The organism is Yoonia maricola, assembly GCF_002797915.1.
Classification (GTDB): Bacteria; Pseudomonadota; Alphaproteobacteria; order Rhodobacterales; family Rhodobacteraceae; genus Yoonia; species Yoonia maricola.
The window spans coordinates 684,958-710,118 of the sequence record NZ_PGTY01000001.1; the positions used below are offsets into that span (position 1 = coordinate 684,958).

25 protein-coding genes are annotated in these 25,161 nt (G+C 56.1%); 6 read left to right on the plus strand and 19 right to left on the minus strand.

Annotation, left to right across the window (positions count from 1 at the left end; all coding sequences use genetic code 11):
• Positions 1-31 precede the first annotated feature (31 nt).
• A complete protein-coding gene (locus tag BC777_RS03430; protein ID WP_100366744.1) occupies positions 32-961 on the plus strand; it encodes a LysR family transcriptional regulator in 930 nt (309 codons plus the stop codon).
• Positions 962-1,104: 143 nt separating this feature from the next.
• Here the strand turns inward: BC777_RS03430 and BC777_RS03435 are convergent, their stop codons facing one another.
• The 9 genes from BC777_RS03435 to BC777_RS03475 are packed head-to-tail and all read right to left on the minus strand — an operon-like array spanning position 1,105 to position 10,227.
• The gene (locus BC777_RS03435) at positions 1,105-1,926 is read right to left on the minus strand and encodes a carbohydrate ABC transporter permease (protein ID WP_168769064.1); all 822 of its coding nucleotides are present in this window, start codon (positions 1,924-1,926) and stop codon (positions 1,105-1,107) included.
• Positions 1,923-2,807: a carbohydrate ABC transporter permease gene (locus BC777_RS03440; protein ID WP_100366746.1), complete on the minus strand. Its 885-nt coding sequence runs from the start codon at positions 2,805-2,807 to the stop codon at positions 1,923-1,925. The genes BC777_RS03435 and BC777_RS03440 overlap by 4 nt, the downstream gene beginning before the upstream one ends.
• Positions 2,808-2,812: 5 nt before the next feature.
• Positions 2,813-4,060: an ABC transporter substrate-binding protein gene (locus BC777_RS03445; RefSeq protein ID WP_100366747.1), complete on the minus strand. Its 1,248-nt coding sequence runs from the start codon at positions 4,058-4,060 to the stop codon at positions 2,813-2,815.
• A complete protein-coding gene (locus BC777_RS03450) occupies positions 4,057-5,154 on the minus strand; it encodes an amidohydrolase family protein (protein ID WP_100366748.1) in 1,098 nt (365 codons plus the stop codon). Before BC777_RS03450 ends, BC777_RS03445 begins: the two co-directional genes overlap by 4 nt.
• Complete coding sequence (locus tag BC777_RS03455; protein WP_100367981.1) at positions 5,151-6,206, minus strand: ABC transporter ATP-binding protein; 1,056 nt, start codon at positions 6,204-6,206, stop codon at positions 5,151-5,153. Before BC777_RS03455 ends, BC777_RS03450 begins: the two co-directional genes overlap by 4 nt.
• A gap of 10 nt (positions 6,207-6,216) precedes the next feature.
• Positions 6,217-7,536 carry an alpha-glucosidase/alpha-galactosidase gene (locus BC777_RS03460; protein WP_100366749.1) on the minus strand — a complete coding sequence of 440 codons (1,320 nt, stop codon included), beginning with the start codon at positions 7,534-7,536 and terminating at the stop codon, positions 6,217-6,219.
• 3 nt (positions 7,537-7,539) lie between these two features.
• Entirely contained in the window at positions 7,540-8,499 is a 960-nt protein-coding gene (locus BC777_RS03465; protein ID WP_100366750.1) for an SIS domain-containing protein, read from the minus strand.
• A 31-nt stretch (positions 8,500-8,530) separates the two neighbouring features.
• On the minus strand, positions 8,531-9,460 hold the full coding sequence (locus tag BC777_RS03470) for a BadF/BadG/BcrA/BcrD ATPase family protein (protein ID WP_100366751.1): 930 nt from the start codon (positions 9,458-9,460) through the stop codon (positions 8,531-8,533).
• Complete coding sequence (locus BC777_RS03475; RefSeq protein WP_100366752.1) at positions 9,457-10,227, minus strand: DeoR/GlpR family DNA-binding transcription regulator; 771 nt, start codon at positions 10,225-10,227, stop codon at positions 9,457-9,459. Before BC777_RS03475 ends, BC777_RS03470 begins: the two co-directional genes overlap by 4 nt.
• A 106-nt stretch (positions 10,228-10,333) precedes the next feature.
• Between BC777_RS03475 and BC777_RS03480 the strand changes: the two genes are divergently transcribed.
• Together BC777_RS03480 and BC777_RS03485 are read left to right on the plus strand one after the other, a co-directional pair.
• A complete protein-coding gene (locus BC777_RS03480) occupies positions 10,334-11,596 on the plus strand; it encodes a D-tagatose-bisphosphate aldolase, class II, non-catalytic subunit (protein ID WP_100366753.1) in 1,263 nt (420 codons plus the stop codon).
• A gap of 19 nt (positions 11,597-11,615) precedes the next feature.
• Positions 11,616-12,392 (plus strand): NAD(P)H-dependent oxidoreductase, encoded by a 777-nt coding sequence (locus tag BC777_RS03485; RefSeq protein WP_100367982.1) that lies wholly within the window; start codon positions 11,616-11,618, stop codon positions 12,390-12,392.
• Here BC777_RS03485 and iolG read toward each other — a convergent pair.
• The 6 genes from iolG to iolD are packed head-to-tail and all read right to left on the minus strand — an operon-like array spanning position 12,389 to position 18,743.
• A complete protein-coding gene (gene iolG / locus BC777_RS03490) occupies positions 12,389-13,375 on the minus strand; it encodes an inositol 2-dehydrogenase (protein WP_100366754.1) in 987 nt (328 codons plus the stop codon). The genes BC777_RS03485 and iolG overlap by 4 nt on opposite strands.
• 4 nt (positions 13,376-13,379) lie before the next feature.
• On the minus strand, positions 13,380-14,207 hold the full coding sequence (locus BC777_RS03495; RefSeq protein WP_100366755.1) for a class II fructose-bisphosphate aldolase: 828 nt from the start codon (positions 14,205-14,207) through the stop codon (positions 13,380-13,382).
• Positions 14,204-15,046 carry a 5-deoxy-glucuronate isomerase gene (locus tag BC777_RS03500; RefSeq protein ID WP_100366756.1) on the minus strand — a complete coding sequence of 281 codons (843 nt, stop codon included), beginning with the start codon at positions 15,044-15,046 and terminating at the stop codon, positions 14,204-14,206. The genes BC777_RS03495 and BC777_RS03500 overlap by 4 nt, the downstream gene beginning before the upstream one ends.
• Before the next feature lie 12 nt (positions 15,047-15,058).
• Positions 15,059-16,039 (minus strand): PfkB family carbohydrate kinase, encoded by a 981-nt coding sequence (locus BC777_RS03505; RefSeq protein ID WP_100366757.1) that lies wholly within the window; start codon positions 16,037-16,039, stop codon positions 15,059-15,061.
• The gene (locus BC777_RS03510; protein WP_100366758.1) at positions 16,036-16,872 is read right to left on the minus strand and encodes a phytanoyl-CoA dioxygenase family protein; all 837 of its coding nucleotides are present in this window, start codon (positions 16,870-16,872) and stop codon (positions 16,036-16,038) included. Before BC777_RS03510 ends, BC777_RS03505 begins: the two co-directional genes overlap by 4 nt.
• Positions 16,872-18,743 (minus strand): 3D-(3,5/4)-trihydroxycyclohexane-1,2-dione acylhydrolase (decyclizing), encoded by a 1,872-nt coding sequence (gene iolD, locus BC777_RS03515; protein WP_100366759.1) that lies wholly within the window; start codon positions 18,741-18,743, stop codon positions 16,872-16,874. The genes BC777_RS03510 and iolD overlap by 1 nt, the downstream gene beginning before the upstream one ends.
• Positions 18,744-18,867: 124 nt before the next feature.
• On the opposite strand from iolD, the gene BC777_RS03520 reads away from it, so the two are divergent.
• From BC777_RS03520 to BC777_RS03530, 3 genes are read left to right on the plus strand one after another with little or no spacing between them, the layout of a single operon-like run.
• On the plus strand, positions 18,868-19,974 hold the full coding sequence (locus tag BC777_RS03520; protein ID WP_100366760.1) for a Gfo/Idh/MocA family protein: 1,107 nt from the start codon (positions 18,868-18,870) through the stop codon (positions 19,972-19,974).
• 14 nt (positions 19,975-19,988) lie between these two features.
• Positions 19,989-20,876 carry a sugar phosphate isomerase/epimerase family protein gene (locus BC777_RS03525; protein ID WP_100366761.1) on the plus strand — a complete coding sequence of 296 codons (888 nt, stop codon included), beginning with the start codon at positions 19,989-19,991 and terminating at the stop codon, positions 20,874-20,876.
• 23 nt (positions 20,877-20,899) lie between these two features.
• A complete protein-coding gene (locus BC777_RS03530; RefSeq protein WP_100366762.1) occupies positions 20,900-22,054 on the plus strand; it encodes a Gfo/Idh/MocA family protein in 1,155 nt (384 codons plus the stop codon).
• A gap of 18 nt (positions 22,055-22,072) precedes the next feature.
• Here the strand turns inward: BC777_RS03530 and BC777_RS03535 are convergent, their stop codons facing one another.
• The 4 genes from BC777_RS03535 to BC777_RS03550 are packed head-to-tail and all read right to left on the minus strand — an operon-like array spanning position 22,073 to position 25,152.
• On the minus strand, positions 22,073-23,068 hold the full coding sequence (locus BC777_RS03535) for a LacI family DNA-binding transcriptional regulator (protein ID WP_245834141.1): 996 nt from the start codon (positions 23,066-23,068) through the stop codon (positions 22,073-22,075).
• 1 nt (position 23,069) lies between these two features.
• On the minus strand, positions 23,070-23,312 hold the full coding sequence (locus BC777_RS03540) for a hypothetical protein (protein WP_100366764.1): 243 nt from the start codon (positions 23,310-23,312) through the stop codon (positions 23,070-23,072).
• Positions 23,296-24,069, minus strand: coding sequence for an ATP-binding cassette domain-containing protein (locus BC777_RS03545; RefSeq protein WP_100366765.1), 774 nt, complete (start codon positions 24,067-24,069; stop codon positions 23,296-23,298). Before BC777_RS03545 ends, BC777_RS03540 begins: the two co-directional genes overlap by 17 nt.
• Before the next feature lie 9 nt (positions 24,070-24,078).
• The gene (locus BC777_RS03550; RefSeq protein ID WP_100366766.1) at positions 24,079-25,152 is read right to left on the minus strand and encodes an ABC transporter permease; all 1,074 of its coding nucleotides are present in this window, start codon (positions 25,150-25,152) and stop codon (positions 24,079-24,081) included.
• Positions 25,153-25,161 lie beyond the last annotated feature (9 nt).

A 25,161-nucleotide genomic window follows, 5' to 3' on the forward strand; every position in this document is an offset into this window, starting at 1 on the left:
GATAATACCTCAATAAAAATGAGATATCCAAATGACTTTGTCCCTCCGCGCCATGCGCTATGTTCAAGCCGCGTTGCAAAACGGCAGCATCACCGGGGCTGCCGAAGCCGTGAATGTGACACCCTCGGCCATCGCCGCCGCATTGGACCAAGCTGAAAAGGCCTTTGGAATGGCGCTCGTCACCCGGGCGCGAGCGAAGGGCATATTCCCAACGGCGGCGGGCCGTGACGTTGGACGCCGCATTGATGACCTGTTGGAACGGTATCATACATTGCTGAGCGATGTATCGGATCTGCAAGCCAGTCTCTCTGGCAACCTGGCCATCGGATACAACGCGCCGATCGCTCCGGCCTTCCTTCCAACGCTTGCAGCGCAGATTTTATCTACTCATCCGGATGTGGCGCTCACATTTACCGAAGGCGATAACGACGCTGTCAAAATGGGGTTGCTGGACGGCAAGTTCGATATGATCCTATTTGTCGAAGACCTGCCCAATCCCCAGATCGAGACCCAACCGCTTCTCTTTGCACCCACGTATTGTTTATGTCCGGCCAATCATCCGCTTGCGGAAAACAAAACAGTGAGCGTGTCTCAAATCGTGAACGAGCCATTGATCCTATTGGACCGTCCCGCAGCACGCGAATATTACTACGACGTTCTTGAAAAAGGCGGCAAAGACCTCCGCATCGTCGCAACCGCCAATTCAACCGAAATGGTCCGATCCCTTGTGGCTTCAGGAGTTGGCGTCTCGTTGTTGAACATGAAACCACGGGATACGGCAACATATGCTGGCAGTAACATTTGTTGTCTTCCAATCTCCGGTGGGACAAACGGCGTGACCCTATCGTTGGGGTTTGCACACGGACCGAAACGAGGTCTGGTTCAAATGTTCGCCGAAAACTGCATTGCATTCTGTAACGGAAAACCAGGCGAGCAGCTGACCGTGCGCATGGACCAATAACGTTCAGAATGACACGAAGCATTTCCCAAATCACAAAATTTAACAGCCTAGAGCAGCAAACGGTTCAGCGCCATCGTTCTGAGATTCTTAACTTAAAGTCCGCCTTCCGGTGCGGCGCTAGATGATCTCGCAACCTTAAACCGTTACTTCAACCCGCTCATGCTGATGCCCGAAATAAAGTGCCGCTGAGCCAGGAAAAACACAATGATAATCGGCGCAACTGAAATCAGCGATGCGGCCATCATCAAGGGCCATTGACCCGAATACTGCGTCTGAAACAGCGCCAAGCCAACGGTCAACGTCGTCTTTTCGAGGTTGGATGGCAGGTAAATCAAGGCGTTAAACAGATCGTTCCACGAAAACATGAAGGCAAAGATCGCAAAGGCCGCAAGTGCGGGTTTGGCCAAAGGCAGATAGATCGTGAAAAAGATCCGCGCCAGTGACGCACCATCGATGCGCGCCGCCTCTGCCAGCTCAATGGGAATGGTCAGAAAATACTGCCGCATCAGGAACGTCCCAAACGCCCCACCCAGAAAGGCTGGCAGGTAAAGCGGGGCTTGCGTGCCATAGAGACCCAAAAACTTAAAAATGACGAACTGCGGTATCGCTGTGACCTGACCGGGCACCATCAGTGTGACTAACAGAATAACAAAGATCACATTGCGAAACGGAAAACGCACAACGGCAAAGATGAAACCGGCCATCGAACAAGTCAAAAGCTGACCGAATGTCGCGATAGCCGCGATCTTGAAGCTGTTCCAGAGCAGCAGATGCATTGGAATAATCTCAAACAGCCGAGGGTAATTCTCTGACGTGGGCGTTATAGGGATCAGGCGCCCGTCGTATTGCTCTGCGACGGGTTTGAGACTGGTGGCTATCATCCATATAAACGGCCCGATCATGCACAGCGCCCCGAACAAAAGCAGCGCAAAAGCCAACATATCCGCAGCTGTGTCGCGTTTCATGGCTGGCCTCCCCATTTTTTCTGAAGCCGGAAATAGATGACTGTCAGCACCATAATCATCGCAGACAGCACAACGGCCTGTGCGGCTGCATCGCCCATGCGGAAAAACCGAAAGCCGTTGCGGTAGATCGAAAAGACCAGTGTTGGCATGGTGGAATTGCCGTTGCCGGTGCGGGTCAGAATATAGATATAATCAAAGGCCTGAAACGCGTTGATCGTTGTCAGCACCATCTGAAAGAACATCGACGGCGCAAGTGCAGGCAAGGTGATAAACCACAAACGCTGCCAGGCTGTTGCCCCGTCAAGCGCTGCGACTTCGTAGTAGTCCTTGGGAATGGCCTGCAGCCCGGCAAGAAAGATAATCATCCCACCGCCAATGGCCCCCCAGACGTTCACGATCACGACCGAGTAAAGGGCAACGTCCCGGCTCAGCCATCTGACCGGGTCGCCCCCCATCGCCGTAATCATGTTGTTCAACACGCCGTTGTCTTGCGCATAGATCCAGGTCCACAGCAGCCCGACTGCCGTGGGGCTGGATACTGTGGGCAAAAAGAATGCGACGCGAAAGAAAGACAGGCCTGGAATGGATCTGTTCAATCCGATGGCCACGAACAAACTGATCGCAACCGTGAGTGGTACGTATAGACCGGCAAAGGCAAGTGTGTTGACCAACGACCGCATGAACAGACGATCATCTGGCAACCCTGCATAATTGCTGAACCCAGCCGGTGTTGGTGGGGTCAGCAGGTCCCAGTCGGTAAAACTGATGCCGACAGAGGCAAAAATGGATCCGAAGGCCCCGACAAACAGACCGACCAGCGTGGGTGCCAGAAAAACCAGCACCCACCACCGTTCAAGCCCCATAGGTCGGAGGTTACCCATCGGACTTAGTTGTTCCGCGCAAGGGCGTCGTCACCCAGTGCGACCGCTTCATCCAAAGCGTCAGCCAGGCTTTCTTCACCTGTCCATGCCAGGTTGAGAGAATCGCCAACTGCGCCGGACCATTCCTCATAGCCGCGGAAAACAGGCTTCATATGCGCGTACTCAAGCGCCTCGACAAAGAGCGCGTGATTGATCTGAACAGGTTGCTCCAGATAAGCATCGCTTTGCGCAACATCCTCGAGGATAGGAACGGCAAGGCCGATATTGGCCAGTTGCGATTGCCCTTCCTCCGAGATTGCGTATTTGACAAACTCCCATGCGGCATCCGGTGCCTCTGTATCGCTTGAAATCACGAACCCGGCAGAGTTCACACCAGTGACCCGCCCCGCAGGTCCCATTGGCACAGGGGCCACATCAAAGTTCAGACCGGCTTCGGCGTACTCGGGGACAGACCAGTGGCCCGAAAAGCCCATTGCGGCGATGCCTGACAACAAACCATCCCATCCATATTGGGAAAGCTGTTCTTCGGTTGGCATCGATTGATCTTCAAGCCAGACCTGCTGGATGAACTCAAAGCCTGCCATGGCTTCGGGGCTGTTGATCAAGGTTTGTCCCGATGCCGGGTCAACCACCTCGCCGCCGTGCGACCAGATGACCGGCCCCCAGAACGGCTCCATATCATAGACCTCGGCCCATGCCCCCCATTGATCGGTCGTGCCATCACCGTCCTTGTCCAGCGTCAGTGCGGCGGCGGCCGTACGAAAATCGTCCCACGTCCAGCTATCATCGGGATAATCTACGCCTGCAGCGTCAAACATATCCTTGTTGTAATAGAGAACAATGGTCTGGAAATCCCGCGGCACGCCGAACAGACCCGTATCGGTCTGATAGGCCTCCAACGTCACAGGAAAGACACCATCCAGAACAGATGGGTCCGCGTCTATATAGGGCTGCAGGTCCAGCAGAACGTTGCGCAACTGCCAATCGGGATAAAGGGGCGCATCCATAGCAAAAACATCCGGCGGTGTGCCGCCCGCAACTTGCACGCGGAGCTTTTCCCAATACCCGTCCCAGTCTGATACCTCGATATTGACGGTGATATCCGGATGAGCCGCTTCAAACGCTTCTGCGATTGATGCCCAGACCGCTGCCTCTTGCGGGCTGCCCCAGAGTGCAAAGGAAATTTCGGTTTCGGCCTGTGCCGTTGTGGCGGCAACGGCCAGCGCGATGGCTGTGGATGTAATAAGTCTCATAGTACCCTCTCTGTTTTAGCTGCTTTGTGGCTGCTAGGCCCCGATTGGTGTGCTGCCGTCTTCAACCCAAAAAGCTGTGCGGCATTGTCGTGGTAAATTCTGCGTTGAACGTCAGTGGGCAGGTTCAATCCGTAGATCATCCAACGCCCCTGCCCCGGCACGGGATCGGCCGAGTAGCTAAAATACTCATCCGCCGTTTCCAGAAATCTGGCATAGATCGCGTAAGTGGCCTTGTCCGGCCCGCTGTCGATCCCAAACAAGATCCGGTCCGCATGGCGCAGAAACAGCGCCCTTGCAGCACGCGGGACCCGGCCCAATTCTGCGACCCGCGCGGAAAAATCGATATAGAGGTTGGGACATGCATCTATTAGTGCCGACACCCACGCGAGGTTTTCGGCGTAGCAGGCCACATGTGCGCCAATGAACGTCGTATTGGGATGACGGCTTACAAGATTGGCAAAGCCCGCAATAATGGTTTCAAACGGTGGGTAGTCGGGCAATGGGAATGACCATTCTGGGTGATTGCTCAACTCTTCCCAGCGTTCGTTCTGCGGTGTGACGGGATCAAAAAACGCAACCGGGTCTGCCACATGCACCAGCACAGGCAGTCCCAAACGACCAGCCGTTTCCCAGATCGGCGCAAGCCGTGGGTCATCAACACCGACCCGTTGCCCCTGATCATCGGTGACAGTCAAACCGAAAGGTTTCCAAATTTTCAAACCTTCGGCGCCGCGTGTCGCTTGAGCCTCCAACCGGGCTGCGGCCTTTTCAGGAAAGGCAGATCCCTCCTCAGGCCATAGCGCCCAATCCACCCCACCGAACACACGGTAGCGATCAGGATCATAGGCTTTGAACCGCCGCAGACGGTCATCAAGCACATCTTCGCCCCAGCCGCCATCCAGATCGACATAGTGAACACAGCCCGTGCCCGACAGATGATCAAAGAACGCGGCAGGCTCTTTTTCGCTCCAACTGCCGCCGAAAGGCCCCAGATGGTTGTGGGCATCAATAAACGGCATGGCCGGCCCGGTCACAGTGGTTTGCGGCCTGATGACCTGAGGCGCCGGTTGGAAATCTGCCAAAGCCAAGGTCATGTCAGGCGCACCCCGCTTTGCACATCGAAAAGATGCGATTTTGCAGGATCGGGCCGCAGCCAGATCTGATCGCCCTGTTTCACGCCGGGACGATTGGCAAGCTGCGCGTCAAAGCGCACATCACCAACTGCGGTCATCACAAATTCATCACTTCCGGTACTTTCAACACGCTGCGCGACGGCCGCAATAGCGTCTGGCGTCTCTGCGGGCACCAGCTCAAAGTGCTCTGGCCGGATGCCCCATTGCACCGGGCCAGTGTAGCTATTGTTAACGGGGACCCGCACGTCGGAGCCAAAGGTGACATGATGCTCTGCCGCATGTGCTGGCACGATATTCATTGCGGGCGAGCCTATGAAGCCTGCGACAAAGGCATTTGCGGGATAGTCATAAATATCCAGCGGCCGCCCAACCTGTTCCAGACAGCCATCGCGCAGTACTGCGATGCGATCAGCCATTGTCATCGCTTCGATCTGATCATGGGTTACGAAAATTGAGGTAGACCCAAGGCGATCATGTAGATTGCGAATTTCGGCGCGCATCTGGACACGCAGTGCGGCATCAAGGTTTGACAGCGGTTCATCAAACAAGAACACCTGCGGCTGGCGCACGATGGCACGGCCCATCGCCACGCGCTGGCGCTGCCCACCTGACAGTTGGCCTGGCATCCGGTCAAGATAATCGATCAGCCCCAACACATCAGCAGCCTTGGCGACCCGTTCGGCGATTTTCGCTTTCGGCGCGCCATGCAGCCGCAACGAAAAGCCCATATTCTGCGCGACCGTCATATGCGGATAAAGCGCATAGTTCTGAAAAACCATCGCGATATCGCGTTCCTTGGGGGCTACATCATTCATCACCCGCCCGCCGATGGCGATACTGCCGCCGGTGATATCTTCCAGCCCCGCAATCATCCGCAGCAGGGTGGACTTGCCGCAGCCCGATGGGCCGACCAATGCGATGAATTCCCCATCCGCCACGTCAAAACTGACGCCATGGAGCACGTCAAACGTGCCATAGGTTTTGTCCAAAGCAGTGATGGAAACATCAGCCATACCGCGCGCCTCAGTGATATGCCGGAAGGTAATTGCCATGCGCATCGATCATCGCATCACAAAGCTGGCGGATTTCATCCAGTGAAAGCTCTGCCGCTGTGTGCGGATCAAGCATGGCGGCGTGGTAAATATGCTCGCGCTTGCTGGTCAAAGCTGCCTCAACGGTGGCTTCCTGCACGTTGATCTGCCAGCGCATCAGCGCGGCAAGCTGCGGTTTCACCTTGCCAAATTTGATAGGTTGAATGCCATTGCGGTCAACATGGCAAGCCACTTCCACGGCGGCATTATGAGGCAGGTTTTCGATCAACCCATTGTTGCGCACGTTGCCATAGATCAGGTGATTAGTGCCGGTGACCATCCCGTGAATGATGCCTGCGGCATATTCATTGGATTGTTCGACCTCCAGCGGGCGGCTTTCATCCTCAAGTTCGGCTTTCAGCGTTTCCCACTCGCTGATCTGATCTTCACAACGCGTGATATATTCATCAAGGGGCACTTCAAATTGGGCCGCCAACTCGGGGCGGGCCTGCTTGATGAACCATGGGGTGTATTCGCTGAAATGTTCACTGCTTTCGGTAACGAAATGACCAAAGTGTTTCATCACCTCAAAACGGACCTTGTCGCCCTTGGGCGCATCACCCGCAGCCGCCATCTCGCGCAACCGGGGGTAAAGGTCCTTGATCTCGCCGTTGGGCAGACGTTTGGTGAACTCTGAAAAGAACGACACATGGTTAATCCCGGCGGCGCGATAATCAATCTGGGTAATGTCCTCACCCAGCACCTCGGCCAGATGGGTCGATGTTTCCTGAACAGAGTGGCAGAGGCCGACATAGGCGATATCCGGGTATTTCTCCTGCATCGCCCATGTGATCATCGCCATGGGATTGACGTAGTTCATCATCAAGGCGTTGGGGCAAAGCTCTGCCATGTCGCGCGCGATATCGAACACAACAGGGATTGTGCGCAAAGCGCGGAAGATGCCGCCAATGCCCAATGTGTCAGCGATGGTCTGGCGCAGGCCGAACTGCTTGGGCACATCGAAATCCGTCACTGTCGACGGCTTATAGCCCCCGATCTGCATCATCAGAATAACAAAATCCGAGTCTTGCAAAGCAGCCCGGCGGTCTGTCGTGGCGTTCACGCGTAAATCTGTCAAACCAAGTGTCGACCCGATACGGCGGGTCATGATTTCCGATGTAGCAAGCCGTTCTGCATCAATATCAAACAGTGCGATCTCACTGTCGGATAATTCAGGATTGGACAGGACATCACCCAGAATATTCTGCGCAAAAACCGTAGAACCCGCGCCAACCAGTGTAATCTTTGCCATTTTTTATCCCTCGCTCAGCATGACAACCTTTGACAGGTGTCTGGGCGTTTCAGTGTTCAGGTTTTTGCGCAGGGCGACCATCTCGCCCATTAATTGTAGTGCGGGCAAGGCGATCAGCGCCGAGACGGGCCCACGGTCAGGAATGGGAATAGTCAGATCACCCGGACCACCCAACCCGATGACACGCGCCCCTTTGGCCTGCACGTCTTTGGCGACAAGGGCCTCTTCCGGCGCGCTGTCGGGCGCATAAATGATCGTCACCAACGACGCCTCATCGATCAATGAAATAGGGCCATGGCGGTATTCCAGTGGATGAAAGGCCTGCGCATAGCTCAGGCTCATTTCCTGCACCTTTAACGCACCTTCATTTGCCAAACCAAAGAATGGCCCAGCACCCAGATAGACAAGGTGTTGGCCTTGTTTCAGTAGGCCCGCACTGTCTTGCATCGCCTGCATGACCTCTTTGCCTACGATAAGGTCTTTGGCGGTGACGCTCTGCCCGAGCAGCCGCAGCCCAGCCAAAAGCATCAGGCTTGCTGACACAGTCATGACAATGCCTTCGCGCGGATCAGTGGGTAGATAGATGCTGTGTTCAGCCGCACCTAAAATATCACTGTCAGCCGCGCAGGATATACCCAGCGTCCCAAGCCCACCTGCGCGCGCCATGCGCATGGCATTGACGGTTTCGGTTGTCATGCCTGACCGCGACAGGCCAATGACCATCGCACCGGTCAGATCAGCCAGATAGGCGGTGGGCCGTTGTATCCATTCAGCACTTGGCGCGGCAATCGCGGGCCGTCCGGCCAAGTTTGCGGCCGCCGCAAGTATTTGTGCCAGATAGTATGACGTCCCACAGCCAAGAAAGACCAGCGTACGCCCCCCAATATCGGGCAAGGGCTGTGCGATGGCATCAGCCAAATAGTCAAATTGATCACGCATAACCTGTTCGGTAATCGATGGCATAAAAAGCCCTTTCAGTTTAAGTTGAGGCCGCTCATGAAACGTCCTCTGCCGCCAGATTTTTGGCCAATGTCGCGACCCATGCATCGTCCACCTGCCAACCGACACGACGTGCGGCATCGAAGGCAGCTCCACCTACGGGTGGTAACAGCGGCGTTTTGGGCGGGTGTCCAATACCCTCACTCACAAATGACAAAACCGTATCGTCGGATAAGACACCGCCCGCGTAAGACCACACAAATGTGTCAGACAGCCCAGCAGCGCCTGCCGCAGCAACGCCGATTGCAACCAGTTCACGGGCCGCCTGCCGCAGGATAGCCAGGGCTGTCGCATCGTTTTGTCGGGCAAGTTGGGACACCGCGCCCGCGATACCTGCGATATGCGCGCGGCGGTTTTCGGTCGTATAGGCCCATGCCATCAGCTCTTCCAATGCGATATCAATTTGAACGCAAAGGGATTTGGCAAAACCGGTATCCGCGTCCCGCCCATCGATCTGACGCGACGCAAAGGCAAGCGCACGGCACCCAATCCAATAAGCTGATCCTTCGTCGCCAAAAAGATCACCAAACCCGCCTGCCCGCGACGTGCCCAGCGGGCCTTGCGCCCACGCCATTGAGCCGGTTCCTGCAAGGATCAACACGCCCTCTCCGCCCGCGAAAGCGGCAAATTGCGCGAGAGCCACGTCATTCATGATGCAGGCCTGCGCGCCCAAAAGGTCTTGGACGATGCTATCTTGTGAAGCAGTTATTTCGGGGATTTCCTGATAGTATGGTAGCCCAAGCGTCACCGCGTCATTGATCGGGACGTCGTCCAATATGGCCCTGAGCTGTTGTCTGGCATCAGATGTCTGGGTCGGATCAAAACCTTTGGTACGCACAACACCCTGCACATTCGCGGCGGCATCCACAGCTATTATCAACGTCTTCGTGCCGCCTGCGTCAATGCCTACAACCTGATCCATCATTTCGGGTCCACGATGGAAAGGCCTGCGCCTGTCTCAGCGATTTTTGCTGTCCAATCAGTGGCAGCACCGGCGTCAGTAATGATCGACATGCGACTGTCCAAGGGCATGACCCGGTGGGTTGCGCGGGCCCCAAGCTTACTGCTGTCGGTCAGGACAATGGACTGCTCGGCGCGGCCCAACATGAGACGGTTCAACCGCGCTTCGTTTTCGTTTGTCGAATAGATCGACAGATCAGGCGCAATCGCAGTCGCACCCAAGAACAATTGATCAAACCACAGCTGATCCAGCGCAGCCTCGGCAAGTGGTCCGACCATTGACGCGTTCTGCATCCGCAATGTGCCACCCAAAAGGGCGACTGACACCTCTTGCAAGGGCATCAGCATCTGGGCCACGGGAAGACAATTGGTAAAGACGCTCAGCGCCATAGGCCGCAGCCGGATAAGCCGTGCCAGTTGCAGCACTGTTGTTCCTGCATCCAAGAATACAACTGATCCCGGCCGCAATTGCGCATATGCGGCCTCGCCAATCGCACGCTTGGCTTCCAAGTTTATCTGCTCCCGGCTTTCAAACTCAATCTCGGTTGCGGAGGCATCGGCGATCTGCGCACCGCCATGCGTGCGGGTGATCGCGCCATCAAGCTCAAGTGCGGCCAGATCACGGCGCACGGTTGGTTCGGACGCGCCGACAGCCTCAGCAATCTCGGGAATAGACATATGCCCGTTCGAGAACAGCGTTTGACGAATGGCGGTAGCGCGGTCGGTTTTCATGCAGAATCCTTCGAATACGATCAAGTTATTAATCAGTAATGATCATTGTCAATCAATAAAATGATCATTATTGATATTTTGAATGTATCGAAAGTGGAGCAGCACCATGCAGACATCTTATCTGAGCGACCTGATTACCGCCCATGACTTTGGAAACCCAAAGGGAATCGCGGCGATCTGTTCTGCTCACCCCATCGTGCTCGCCGCAACGCTGGCACAGGGGGCAAAGAGTGACCGTCCTGTGTTGATCGAGGCCACGTGTAATCAAGTAAATCAGGACGGCGGCTATACAGGGATGACGCCGGCGGACTTTCACGCCCGCGTGCACCAGTCGGCTCAATCCGAGGGCTTTGACACCAATAATCTGATCCTCGGCGGCGATCATTTGGGCCCAAATCCATGGCGACATTTGCCCGCTGCGCAAGCGATGGACAAAGCCAAGGCCATGGTTGCAGCCTATGCCGCCGCCGGTTTCGGCAAGATCCACCTTGATACAAGCATGGCCTGCGCCGATGATACTGCGCCCCTTTCTGAAGAGGTGATCACCACCCGTGCGGCCAGCCTGGCCACCGTTGCCGAAGATCACGCCGCAGGCCAAAACATCGTTTATGTCATCGGAACTGAAGTGCCGGTGCCGGGCGGCGCAACAGAGCATGTCGAGACACTAACCCTGACATCACCCACAGATGCGGCAACAACGGTCGGTCTGCATAAAGAGGCTTTTCGATCAGCAGGGCTTGGCAAGGCCATTGATCGGATCGTCAGTTTGGTCGTCCAGCCGGGGGTGGAGTTCGGACATGAAAATGTCGTGCCCTACGCGCCCGTAGCTGCCGCACCACTATCACAGGCCCGCAAGAACATGGGGCTGATCTATGAGGCCCATTCAACCGACTACCAATCACCAGAGGCCCTTGCAGCCTTGGTCAATGACGGCTTTGCGATCCTCAAGGTTGGCCCATGGTTGACCTTCGCCTTGCGCGAGGCGCTCTATGGGTTGGACGCTATCGCGCAGGAACTCACGGGCGTTGCATCGTTGCAATCCGGTATGGAAAACCTGATGATCGCGCATCCTGAACACTGGCAAGGCTATTACCACGGCAGCGCCGATAACCAGCGCCTGCAAAGGCATTTTAGCTATTCGGATCGCATCCGGTATTACTGGGCCACCAGTGAGGCAGAGGCGCTGGTGCAAGACTTGATTGCCCGTCTTGCCGATAAGCCGATCCCGGAAACCCTGATCTCGCAGTATCTGCCGATGGCGTGGCCGGGGGTTATGTCTGGCGCGCAAGACCCAACAGCAGCCGCATTGTTGAAAGGCAGTGTGCAACGCGTTCTGACCATCTATGATCAGGCCTGCAACCCATTGTAAAAGCCGCAAAACCGACGCCATGACCACAACGCATGTCATCCTCGCCCACCCTGACCCAAAGTCCTTTACCGCAGACTGGGCCGCCACAACGCGTGAGGCTTGCATGTCGCTTGGGCAGAAAGTTACGGTCTCCGACCTTTATGCGATGGGTTTTGATCCGGCGGAAGCAGCGGGCCATTATCCATCAGTACATGCAGGCATGCCTTTTGATGTCCTGAAAACGCAAGAGGCCGCCGCACATAACGGAACGCTACCGCAAATCGTCAACGATGAAATCGCGAGGATCAGGGCTGCAGACAGGCTGATCTTTCATTTTCCTTTATGGTGGTTTGCACCCCCCGCGATGATCAAGGGTTGGTGCGAGCGCGTCTTGGCCAACGGCGCGCTGCACAGCACAGCTGCACGGTTCGACACTGGTCAATGTCAGGGCAAGTCAGCCTTGTTTTGTGTTACCACAGGTTCTGACGCTGCGGAAAGCGCCTATAACGGCAAGGAAGGCGATGTTGCGCTGCATCTTTGGCCCCTAGCCTATACTCTACGGTATCTGGGTCTGGATGTGCTTGCGCCTAAGATCATCCACGGCGTGCACGGCTATCATCGCGGCGACGCGCAGAGCGGCCTTGAAACACGTCTGGGCACAGAATTGACCCGCCATGCCCAGACCATCGCCAAATATGACGACTTGCCGCGGATGACATTCAACGCAGACGGCGACTTTGATGATCAGGGCCTGTTGCGCTCAGACGCAGTGTCGCATTCGCCTTTCATTCGAAAAGCGCAGAACCACTGGCCCTAAAGCATCTTCCTCAGACCGTCCCGCGCGGCTGCATCTGCCGCATCCGCCAGCACCTGCGCTTTCAACCCATCCTCGCCCGTTGGTGTGACTGCCGCACCACTTTCAAGCGCGGCCACGAAATGTTCCATTTCAGCGCGATAGGCCGCCGCATAGCGTTCAAGGAAAAACGGCTGTGTCGCCGCCTTGCTCATGCCATCCGCGTTTGAAAGCTCTACGGTATGCGCAAGCATATTATCGGCACGCAACATTCCGGCACTGCCATGGACCTCAATACGTTGATCATAGCCATATGTCGCCCGGCGCGAGTTTGAGATTTGACAAATCTTGCCACTGGCGGTTTTCAGCGTCACGACAGCCGTATCAAAATCACCCGCCTGCCCGATGTCTGGGTCAACAAGGCAGGACGCTGCCGCCGACAGCTCAACCGGCTCTTCGCCCAGTAAAAACCGGGCCATATCCAGATCATGGATCATCATATCGCGGAAAATCCCGCCAGAGGTTTTGACATAGCCAATTGGCGGTGGTGCCGGATCACGCGACAGGATGGTGACAAGTTCTACGTTTCCAATGGCTTGATCCGCGATCTGTCGCTGGAGATGCGCGAAATTAGGGTCAAAGCGCCGATTGAACGCCGTCATGAAGGGGACGCCCGCATCTGCGACCACGGCAAGACAGTCCTTGATGCGCGCAACCGACAGATCGATGGGTTTTTCGCAAAAAATCGCCTTACCTGCCGCGGCGGCCGCATGGATCAGATCATAATGCGTTGTCGTCGGCGTGCCGATGATGATCGCGTCAATGCCCGGATCGTTGATCAATGCGTCTGCGTCCATCACTTTGGCACCGGTTGCGGTCGCCAAGGCGGCAGCCGCTTCGGGCATCGCATCCGCGACAGCGGCAGCGCGCGCGTTTGTCATGCCGCGCAGCGTCGCACCATGGACCTGACCGATCCTGCCACAGCCTAAAATACCGATATTAATCAATGCCCTACCCTTTCAGATTGCGCAGCACGCTGCATGCAGCCGCCATCACAGGATCATGTGTTTCTTTCAGGATCGCCACGCGATCAAACCGATCAGGGTCCCGGTTGACCGCGTCCCGCATTGCCGCACCAAAGGCCATGCGCAGCTCGGTCCCGATGTTAAACTTGCAGATATTTGTATTCTGGGCCAACACCTTACGTTGCAAGACAGGGACGCCCGAGCCACCGTGAATGACCAACGGCACATCCGTGACCGCTTGAATAGCCGCAATCCGCGGCTCATCCAATCCACCTTCCTTGTCTTGCTGCAAATGCACGTTCCCGACGGAAATGGCCATCGCATCAACGCCCGTTTCGCGTGCAAATTCAGCGGCTTCCATCGGATCAGTTCCCGCCGAACCCTCGCCGCCGGCATAGCCAACAAACCCAATTTCGCCTTCACAGGAAATCCCCGTATTATGTGCTAATTCAGATATTTGCAGCGTTTCCTTAATGTTGTCAGCCAACGGCTTGCGCGACCCGTCAAACATCAATGATGTGAATCCGGAATCCAACGCTTCCGCGCATTCATCATAGGTGTAACCATGATCCAGATGCGCTACGACAGGCACTGACGCCTCTTCCGCCAAATGCCGGAACATCTTGCCCAAAACGGGCAAAGGCGTATGCGCCCGGCACCCTGGCCCCGCTTGCAGGATCACCGGGCAGTTTTCAGCCTCCGCCGCCGCCACATAGGCACGCATGTCTTCCCAGCCCAGACAGACCAACCCGCCCACGGCGTAACCTTGCTGCAACGCAGGTTGCAGCACGTCTTTTAACGTCACAAGGGTCATTTGAACTTGGCAATCATGTCTTTGATGCCCGGTATGGTTTCGATCTGATAGGCATGTGACGGCTGGAAGTACTGGATCAGGCTACGCTGCGACAAACCACCCAGAATGGTGAAATAATACATCTGATAGCCCGGCAACACCGCACAGGGGTGATAGCCGCTATCGAGGCAGATCGTGGACCCATCAACGATGTGATAGGCATCCCCCGCCTTGCCATCCTCGCGCTGGAGCATTTGCACGCCAGAACCATGGTTCGGCTTGAAGCGGAAGTTATAGGTCTCATCATGCCGCGTTTCGTCAGGCAGACGGTCGGTGTCGTGTTTATGCGACGGGAAACCGGACCAGCCGCCCTCGCCCACGGTAAACAACTCAGACACCAGCAAACGGCCAACCTTGTCGTGATATTTTGTGCCAAGGATATGCTTGATCTTACGGTGAGTTTTGGTGTCGTCAGACCCGTATTGCACCAGATCCAGCTCATCCTTACGCACGGCAAAAGCTTCAAGCACCTTGTCATAGCGCGCGCCGCAAACAAACACCTCTGCCTCATCTGACGTGCAGACCATCACCGCCTTGGCCCCCACGGGCACATAAACCCCTTCCGGCTCACCATCCCAAACGTCCTCGGTCCGGTCGCCGATCCCATCTGCCTTGAACCCTTCAATCTCAATATCAACGGTCCCGGTCGCTGGCACGATGCAAGTCTCGTATCCCGGTACCGCATATTCAAACGCCTGTCCTTTCGTCATCTTCACTATGTTGAAGTAATTCAGCGGAACAGTTGGATCATCTACATCGACGATCGGCTTGTTCTGGTTATCAAACGGCGGGATATGCATAGGCGTGTTCCTTTAAGCGTCTGTCGGGCCAGGATGGTCGGCCATGAATTGGGTCAGTGTCGATGTATCAGCCATCGCGGGTGCGCAACCGGGGCGGGATACGGTAATGGACGCGCAGGCAGAGCCACGCAGTATCGCATCATGCAGGCTTTGGCCCTCGGCCAGACCTGTGACCATGCCTGCCATAAAGCTGTCGCCAGCACCGGTGGGTTTCAGCGCATCGACTGGCCAAATACCCGTGCGGATTTCCTTATCACCGGCAAAAGTCACAGCGCCCTTCTCACCCATCTTATAGACAACAACGGTGGCCGTATCCTCGGCAAGCGCTTTGGCTTTGGCGAGACCCTTGTCGATGCCACCTGCCATAAAACCGAATTCTTCGTCATTGCCGACAATCATATCAGACGCAGCGGCGGCCCGGCTCAGCACCTTTTCAGCAACCTTTGGCGATGGCCACGAATAAGGGCGGTAATCCACGTCAAAGATAATCGGCAGGCCCACGGCCTTGGCGCGATCAAAGGCGTCAAAAGTGGCACTGCGCGAAGGTTCAGCAGCAAAGACCGTACCTGCGGTGATCAGCGCACCAAACTTGCCATAATCAACCGCTGCCACATCATCGGCATCCATCTGAAAATCAGCGGCACCATTGCGGTAGATCACATTGCGGTGCCCTTCTACCCGGCTTTCGTAGAGCGCCAGCGAATTGCGATACTCACCGCCCACAGGCGTGACATAATCCGTACCAACGCCATAACGCTTAAGCTGTCCGATACAGTAGCTGCCGATACTGTCATCCGACACACGCGTTACCAGCGACGCCTGACCTCCCAGTTTACAAATGCCCGCCGCAATATTGGCGGATGATCCACCAAGACCGACGTTCACCGTCTCTGCATCCTCGGTCGCCACACCGGGATCGGTATAAAGGTCGATCCCTGCCCGCCCCACAACAACAAAGTTGTTTTGCCGTATCCCATCCAGAAGCGCGTTCATTTGCGGCCTATTGTGTTGCGGGCCTCTGCGGCATCGAAGGATTGCGGGTGCGGGTAATTCAGACCCAAAAGTTGGCGCATATCGTCCGAGGCCGCCTCTACAAAACCGGGCGGCAAAGCCTGATGCATTTCCTCAATCGGGGTCAGCCATTTGGGCGCGTAATTGATCAAAACCGCGCTGCGATCAATGTCAGAGGTATTGGGCATCGCACAATGCCATGCTGCGCCAAAGAACAAGGCAACATCGCCCGGCGCGCCCAACATACGTTCACATTTGCCATAGAAGTCGTCCGCTTCCGTGGGATAGCGCAATTCTTTCTGCGATCCCGGCACATAGGCTGTCGCTCCGGTCTCTGCGGTAAACGGATCCAGCAGGATGGACACTTGTGCATTCATTGGAAAAGATGCGTTCAACCCGATAGGATGGGTCTCGGCATTGTACATATCCCAATACGGGTAATCGACATGCGGTTCCTGCCCCGGCCCACCGGGCAGAATACGGTTCGCGGCAATCGAGCCCATGATGAATTCGGTTCCCAGAAAGCCCCGTAAAACCTTCATGATCACAGGATGGGCTGCCATATCAGAGAACACATCACCCTTTGCCAACAGGTTCCAAACCCTTCGTTGCAGCGCGAGGCGGCCATCCTCCTCAGCTTGCCCTTGAAAATGCGTGACCTTGTCAGCCTCTTCCGAATGCGCGTGTATGATCTGGCGTGCTTCAGCGATCTGCACATCTGAAAACAGGCCAGTGATCAACACAGCGCCTTTGCCGTGCATCAATTCCTGAGAAATGACGCCTGCCTCGGCGGTATCAGCGGTAAACCTGCGCATTACACACCCTTACGCTGCTTGTGGCGTGTGGATTCCCAATCCAGATGCGCTGCGCGGACCTTGTCAGATCCTGTGACATGCGGCGTTCCCACTTCCCACCATGCATGACCTTCGGTGGTCCAGCCCTCGTAAGGATCAACCTTCATGCAAATAACATAGGTGCGGTCCGCCGCTTTGGCGCGCAGGAATGCCGCCTCCAGTTCAGCGGGTGAACTTACCGTTTCCGCTGCTGCACCCATTGACTTGGCGTGGGCCTCAAAATCGACGCCCACTTTGGTGGTGGCTGTTGGTGTATCCGCGATCAGGTTATTAAAGCTTTCGTTGCCGGTGTTGTTTTGCAATTTGTTGATGACAGCAAAGCCACCATTGTCCAGCACCATAACGATCATCTTTTTCTCTGTTATAACAGAGGAGTATATATCGGAGTTCATCAAAAGATACGATCCATCTCCGGTAAAGACGATGGTATCCTGTTCAGGCTCCATCTGCGCCTGCGCAATGCGCGCACCCCAACCGCCCGCAATCTCGTAACCCATGCAAGAAAACCCAAATTCGACGTCAACAGTGCCGATATCCAGTGTTTTCCAATTGGCCGTCACTTCAGCAGGCAGACCACCCGCCGCCGCAACCACGCGGTCGCGCGGGTCACAAAGCCGGTTCACCTCACCGATCGCTTGGGCATAGGATGCAGGGCCATTGCCCACGCGGGTATTCTCGGCCACGTAATCGTTCCATTTGGCGCGCTCTGCTGTCGCCTTCGCGGTCCAGCCTTCGGGTGCTTGATATTTTGCTAAATCAGCAGTCAAAGCCACCAGCCCCAGCCGCGCATCGCCCACAACAGTCGTTGACAGATGCTTGGCCGCGTCATGGCGCGCCGCATTCAGACCGATAATCTTGGCGTCATGCGCAAATGCGGTCCAGGACCCGGTGGTGAAGTCCTGCAAGCGTGTGCCGACGGCAAGGATCACATCGGCCTCTTCCGCAATCACATTTGCGGAGTCCGAACCGGTCACACCAATCGGCCCGATATTGAGCGGATGATCATGGACCATATTCGCGCGCCCCGCGATGGTTTCGACGACAGGGATCCCCGTCGCCTCTGCAAAGGCGGTCAATTCAGCAACCGCCCCGGAATACTGCACACCACCGCCGGCGATAATCATTGGGCGTTTGGCGTCTTTGAGCAATGCAACGGCCTGCGCAACCTCATATTCATCAGGCGCCTGACGCCGGACACGGTGAACACGTTTTTCAAAGAAACTGACAGGGTAGTCATAGGTCCACCCCTGCACATCCTGCGGCAAGCCGATAAAGGCTGGGCCGCAATCAGCCGGATCCAGCATGGTCGCCAAAGCGGCCGGCAAGGACTGGATCACTTGTGCCGGATGCGTGATCCGATCCCAATAGCGGCTGACGGCCTTGAATGCGTCATTCACACCGAAAGTGGGATTGCCGAAATGTTCCAACTGTTGCAACACCGGGTCAGGCAGGCGCGTCAGAAACGCATCACCACATAGCATCAGCATAGGCAAACGGTTGGCATGGGCCAATGCGGCAGAGGTCAAAAGATTTGCCGTGCCGGGACCAGCGGAGGCTGTACAGAACATGAAACGGTGACGCTTGTACGCTTTGGCATAGGCCGCTGCTGCGAAGCCCATCCCCTGCTCATTCTGCCCACGATAAAGCGGCAGTTCAGCACGATGTTCATAAAGAGCCTCGCCCAGGCAGGTTACATTGCCATGCCCGAAAATACCAAAGCCGCCACCGCAAACGCGGGTTTCCACCCCATTGGCAACAATCCATTGGTTTGACAGATAGCGCACAATGGCCTGCGCCGTAGTCAGCGTCACTGTTTCGACAGCTTGCCTCATGATATTCCCCCCGGCAGTGCGTACGAATTGTACTTTGGTCACGATTGCATATTGACCTGTGGCCTAAAAGAACGATACCAAAATTGCAACCGGTTGCAACCGGTTTTTGGGAGGAGCACCAGCAATGGCAGAGATTGGCATCGGGATTGTCGGTGGCGGCTACATGGGCAAAGCACATGCAGCAGCCTATGGGTCGGTCGCAACGCTGTTTGATACCGCACTCCGGCCCCGGTTGGAGATGGTCTGCGCGTCGTCAGAAGCTTCGGCTGCACGGTACAAAAGCGCCTTCGGCTTTGCGCGTGGGACAGCTAATTGGCAGATGCTGGTGAACGACCCCAAGGTCGAGGCCATCGTGATCGCCTCACCGCAAAACACACATCGAAACATCGCCTGCGCCGCCCTTGCGCTTGGTAAACCTGTGTTCTGCGAGAAACCCCTTGGCGCGAGCTTGGCTGATTCAATCGCCATGACGGATGCGGCAAACGCCAGCGGTGCGATCAATATGGTCGGCTTCAACTACATCCGCACCCCCGCCTCGCAATACGCGCGCCAACTCATCGCCGAAGGGCGGATCGGCGATATTACCTGGTTTCGTGGCGAACATACTGAAGATTTCCTCGCCGACCCTGCACTGCCCGGCACATGGCGCACCCAAGGTGTGGCCAACGGGACGATGGGCGACCTTGCGCCGCATATGATCAACGGCGCACGGGCACTGATCGGACCAATCACGGCGCTCTGTGCGCAGGTTGAAACGGTGCATGCCAAGCGCGGCGCCGAGACAGTGACGAATGATGACCAAGCACAAATGATGTGTCGCTTTGAAAATGGCGCGCAGGGTCACCTGTTCTTCAGCCGGGTCGCCACAGGGCGCAAGATGGGCTATGCCTATGAAATTCATGGCACAAAAGGTGCCATCCGTTTCGATCAGGAAGATCAGAACGCCCTGCACCTTTACACGATGGATGGCCCGGAAGCCGAACGCGGTTTTCGCAAAATTCTCACCGGTCCCACTCACCCCGACTATCTGCCCTTCTGCCAAGGCCCCGGCCATGGCACGGGCTATCAGGATCAAATTATCATCGAGGCCAAGGATTTCCTGACCGCCATCGCGACCAAAACCAACATCTGGCCAACCTTTGCCGAAGGGCTAGAGGTCAACCGCATCGTCACTGCCGCCCTTGAATCCAGTGCAAAGAACGCCTGGGTCAAGGTCGCGGACTACACCTAAGAAAGACCAAAAACATGATCCAAATCGGCAATGCGCCTTGTTCCTGGGGTATCGAATTCGCCTCTGATCCCGCCTATCCCACTTGGCAATCGGTCCTGAGCCAATGCGCGGGCGCAGGTTATAAGGGGATCGAACTTGGGCCTATTGGCTATATGCCGGAAGACCCCGCAATCCTGCGTGATGAACTGGCCAAGAATGACCTCAGCATTATCGGCGGTGTCGTCTTTCGGCCCTTCCATGATGCCGCGAAATGGGATGAAGTTGTTGATGCCTCCAAACGGACCTGCGAGGCCTTAGTCGCCCATGGTGCCAAACATCTGGTGTTGATCGACAGCATCTCGCCGCGCCGCGCACCCACCGCAGGCCGCGCAGATGAGGCCGAGCAGATGGACACCGCCGAGTGGAGCGCCTTTCGTGATCGCATCGCCACGATCGCCAAGATGGGAACCGAGGACTACGGGCTGACCGTCGGAATACATGCTCATGCCGCTGGCTTCATCGACTTTGAGCCAGAGTTAGAGCGGCTCTTGGATGAGGTTGACGCCAGCATCCTCAAAATTTGCTTCGACACTGGCCACCATTCTTATGCGGGGTACGATCCCGTGGCTTTTATGAAACGGCACATCGATCGGATCAGCTACATGCACTTCAAAGATATCGACCCGGTGGTGAAGGCCGATGTTGTCGCCAAACGCACGGATTTCTACAAGGCCTGCGGTCAGGGTATTTTCTGCAATCTCGGCCAAGGCGACGTGGATTTCCCGGTGGTCCGCCAAGTCCTGCTGGACGCTGGCTTCAAGGGCTGGTGCACAGTTGAACAAGATTGCGATCCATCCCTGCCCGGCACGCCGTTGGAAGATGCTGAAAGCAACCGCAATTATCTGGAATCAATCGGCTTTTGAGCCTCCTTTGAAAGACATACACGATGACAAAACTCCAATGGGGTATGATTGGTGGCGGCGAAGGCAGCCAAATCGGACCGGCACATAGGCTGGGTGCTGGGCTGGATAGCCTTTTTGAGTTCAGCGCAGGCGCGCTGGACCACCGACCCGAATACGGCATCGACTATGGCAAACGGCTCGGCCTTGGAGATCGGGCCTATGGCGGTTGGCAGGACATGCTTGAAGGCGAAAAGAAACGCGATGATCGCGTTGATCTGGTGACCGTCGCGACGCCAAATGCGACGCATTTTGAAATCACCAAAGCCTTCCTTGAAAACGGCTTTCACGTGCTTTGCGAAAAGCCAATGACCATGACCGTCGAAGAAGGCGAAGAGATCGTCGAGATTGCCAAGAAAACCGGTAATATCTGCGCTGTGAACTATGGCTACACTGGCTATTCGCTGGTCCGCCATATGAAGGCAATGATCGCTCGCGGCGACATCGGCAAGGTTCGTCTGGTCAACGCCGAATTTGCCCATGGTCACCATGCCGATGCGACCGACGCCGATAACCCCCGCGTGCGCTGGCGCTATGATCCCGCACAGGCCGGTATCTCGGCACAGTTCGCAGATTGCGGCATTCACGCGATGCATATGGCGAGTTTCGTCACCGGACAGGAAGTGACGAAATTATCAGCAGATACAGTATCTTGCATTGATGTACGCACCTTGGAAGACGACGCAATGGTGAATTTCCGCATGGATGGCGGGGCCGTAGGGCGGCTGTGGACAAGCTCTGTCGCGATTGGGCGCCAGCATGGTTTGGGTATTCAGGTATTTGGCGAAACCGGCGGCTTGCGCTGGTCACAGGAACACCCCAACCAGCTCTATTACATGCCGCTGGGTGAGCGTTTGCAGATTATCGAACGTGGCGAAGCAAACCTGTCACCCGAGGGCGATCGCACCACGCGCGTCACTATCGGGCATGCCGAAGGGATGCCGCTGGCCTTTGCCAATATCTACACCGATCTGGCCGAAGCCATCAGCGCACGCAAGGAGGGTCGCACGATGGATCCGGCCGCGAACCTTTATCCACGGGCTGAGGATGGATTGCGGTCGATGGCCGCGGTTTATGCGGTTGCTGAGTCTGGCAAAGCCGAGGGCAAGTGGCTGGACGCGCGCCCACCGATGTTCAGGTAAGGTGGGTTTAAACCCACCTTACAGGAGGGGGCGTAAGGTGCCCCTTTCGACAATCGAACACGCGAACAGCCGTGCCTCCGGGTAGCGGCTGTCATCCTTCAGCGACGCCTCGATCAGCTCAATCGAAGAGCTGATGATTTGCTTGATCGGATTGCGGATCGTGGTCAGGTTGATGTTTTCCCAACCCGCCATCTCCATGTCGTTCAAGCCAATGATTCCAATATCTTGCGGCACAGCAAGGCCTGCGTCATCAATCGCCGACAGCGCGCCAATCGACAGCACATCATCACCGCAAAAATACGCCTCGGCGGGCACCTCCTGTAACAGGCGCTGCATCTCGGCCCGCCCTGCCTCGAAAGAGTAATTGTTGGCATAGCTGACCGTCATATCGCGCCCTGACGCACGCATCACTTCGGCAAACCCGGCGAAACGGTCCTGGGTCGATGTTGCGGACTTTGGACCGCCAAGGAACGCCACCCGTTTATACCCACGATCAATCAGTGTTTGCGCCGCCATCCGCCCTGCCTCGATATTGTCGATGCCCAGCACGTTCACTTTGGGGCTGGCTGACTGGCGCCCAAAGGAATGCACGACCGGCACGCCGGCATCTTTGAACCCTTCGGCAAAGGTCGCAGGCAGGGTAGATGAGGCCACGATCACACCGTCCACCGAATAGGCGCGTAGCATGCGGATGGAATTTTCAGGGTTTACCTCATCCGTCAGGTTGACCAGCAAAGGCCGCAAGCCCCGCGCTTGCAGGCCTTTAGTGAAAAGATCAAAGACCTCCAGAAAAATCGGGTTGTGAAAGTTGTTGGACACCAGCCCAATCAGCTTGGTCCGCCCGGTTGTCAGCGATGAGGCCAGCGCATTGGGGCTATAGCCCAAGGCGTTCGCCGCTTTTTCAACCTTCGCACGGGTCTTTTCAGACACCGACGCCCCTTCGGTATAGGTACGCGACACGGCAGAGCGGGACACCCCGGCACGTTCTGCAACGTCTTTCAGCGTCACCGCCACCTTAGCGGCCCTCCTCTTCCGCCTGTGCGGCAACAGCCGCCCAATCGGCTGTGTAGAACTTCCATATTGCCATGATACCAAGGGCAAAGAATATCAAGGCCCAGAAGGCCTGTCCGTTTGCCAATTCAACCATAGCCCACAGAATTGGGACCACAGCGGTCAGGACCCTGCGCCATATAGGCAAAAAGAACGGCACTGCCAGATCAAAGAACTTCGGTTTTTGTCGGTCAGGCGGCACCTTCATATTCTGCTCCGGTTTTGGCGCCGGTGATATAGGCAACGACGTCTTGCCCGTCTGTATCCTCTTTATTGAGGTTGGCCACAATACGGCCCCTGCGGAAGACGATGATCCGATCGACCAGATCAAAGACCTGCCGCATATTGTGCGAGACAAGGATCAGGCTTTCGCCCTGCTCTTTCAGCGTGCGGACGATGTTTTCTACCTGTTCGGTTTCCTGTACGCCAAGTGCAGCGGTTGGTTCGTCCATGATGGTCAGCTTGCTGGCAAAGGTTGCCGTGCGGGCAATAGCCACGCATTGGCGCTGACCGCCGGACATATTGGCGATGGTGTTTTTAATATTGGGGATTTTGACCCCTGTTTTCACCAGTCCGGCCAATGTGTCATCGCGCATACCCTTGTAGTCAAGCAAGCGGAACGGGCCGAGCCAATCAAACTTGGTCTTCTCACGCCCCAAAAACAAGTTGTCCGGCACGTTCAGGTCATCAGCCAGGGCCAATGTCTGAAACACCGTTTCAATGCCCGCTTCTCGCGCATCCAAGGGCCCTGAAAAATTCACCTCTTGCTGGTCAAACAAAACGGTGCCTCGTGTCCGCTGTTCCACCCCCGTGATCTGTCGCACAAAGGTCGACTTCCCCGCCCCATTGTCCCCCATGATCGCGACGTGCTCGCCGTGCCTCAGTACAAAGTCCGCATCCTCAAGCGCATGCACACCGCCATAGTGTTTCGTCAGGCCTTTGGTTTCCAGAATGATATCTGACATTGGTACCCCCTATGCCCGCGCCGCAGCACGTTGTTGTTGCCATTGGTCAAGTGCGACCGCACCGACAATGATCATGCCAAGCACCATTTCCTGATAGAACGCCCCAAGGCGCAGAAAGGTAAAGCCCGAGGTGATGACACCGATGATCAGCGCGCCAATCACAGTACCGATGATCGAACCGCGTCCACCGAAGAGCGAAACACCACCAATCACAGCCATCGCAATCGCTTCCAGCTCATAAGACAAGCCCATGCCAGATTGCGCTGTCAGGTTCTTCGATGTCAGGATCACAGCCGCCAAACCAGCCAGCATACCTGCGATGACATAGACCAGCACAAGGTGGCGTGGCACATTGATGCCTGACATCCGGGCGGCTTGCTCATTCGATCCGATGGCGTAAGTGTGTTTACCGTAGACGGTGTAATTCATGATGAAATGGAACAGCACTGCCAATGAAAGAAAAATGATCACTGGCATCATCCCTGCCCCGATTTTGGCGTAGCCCTCGGTTGGGAAAGACACAGGGTTGCCCAGCGACCACCACTGCGCCACACCGCGCGCAAAAAGCATCATGCCAAGTGTCGCAATGAAGGGCGGAATGCGGGCATAGGCCACCAAAACACCGTTAATAAAGCCCGCGATGAAACCACAACCAAGACCAACAAACACCGGGATGATCCACGGCAAATCAAGCGCCCATTCGCCAAAAATCGCCTTGGGGTTCGCCGCACCGTTCACTGTTGCCACCTGTGCGAAGCTCATCGCGATCATGGCCGTAGCCCCCACGACAGAGCCTGATGACAGATCAATACCAGCGGTGATGATGACCTGGGTCACGCCAATGGCAATAATCCCGATGATGGCAACTTGAATGATGATGATCCGCAAACGCGCTTCATTAAAAATGCTGTCAAAGCGGTCGCGCGTGTCAAACAACAGGCTTTGCTGCATAAAGATGGCACCAAGGATTTCAAAGGCAACGATGATCAGGATCAACGCGCCAAAGACATTCAACTCATTGGGCCAGCTTCGTTTGGATTTATCGAATGTGAGGCCGCCTGTACCTTCGCTTGCGTCTGACATCGGTCAGCT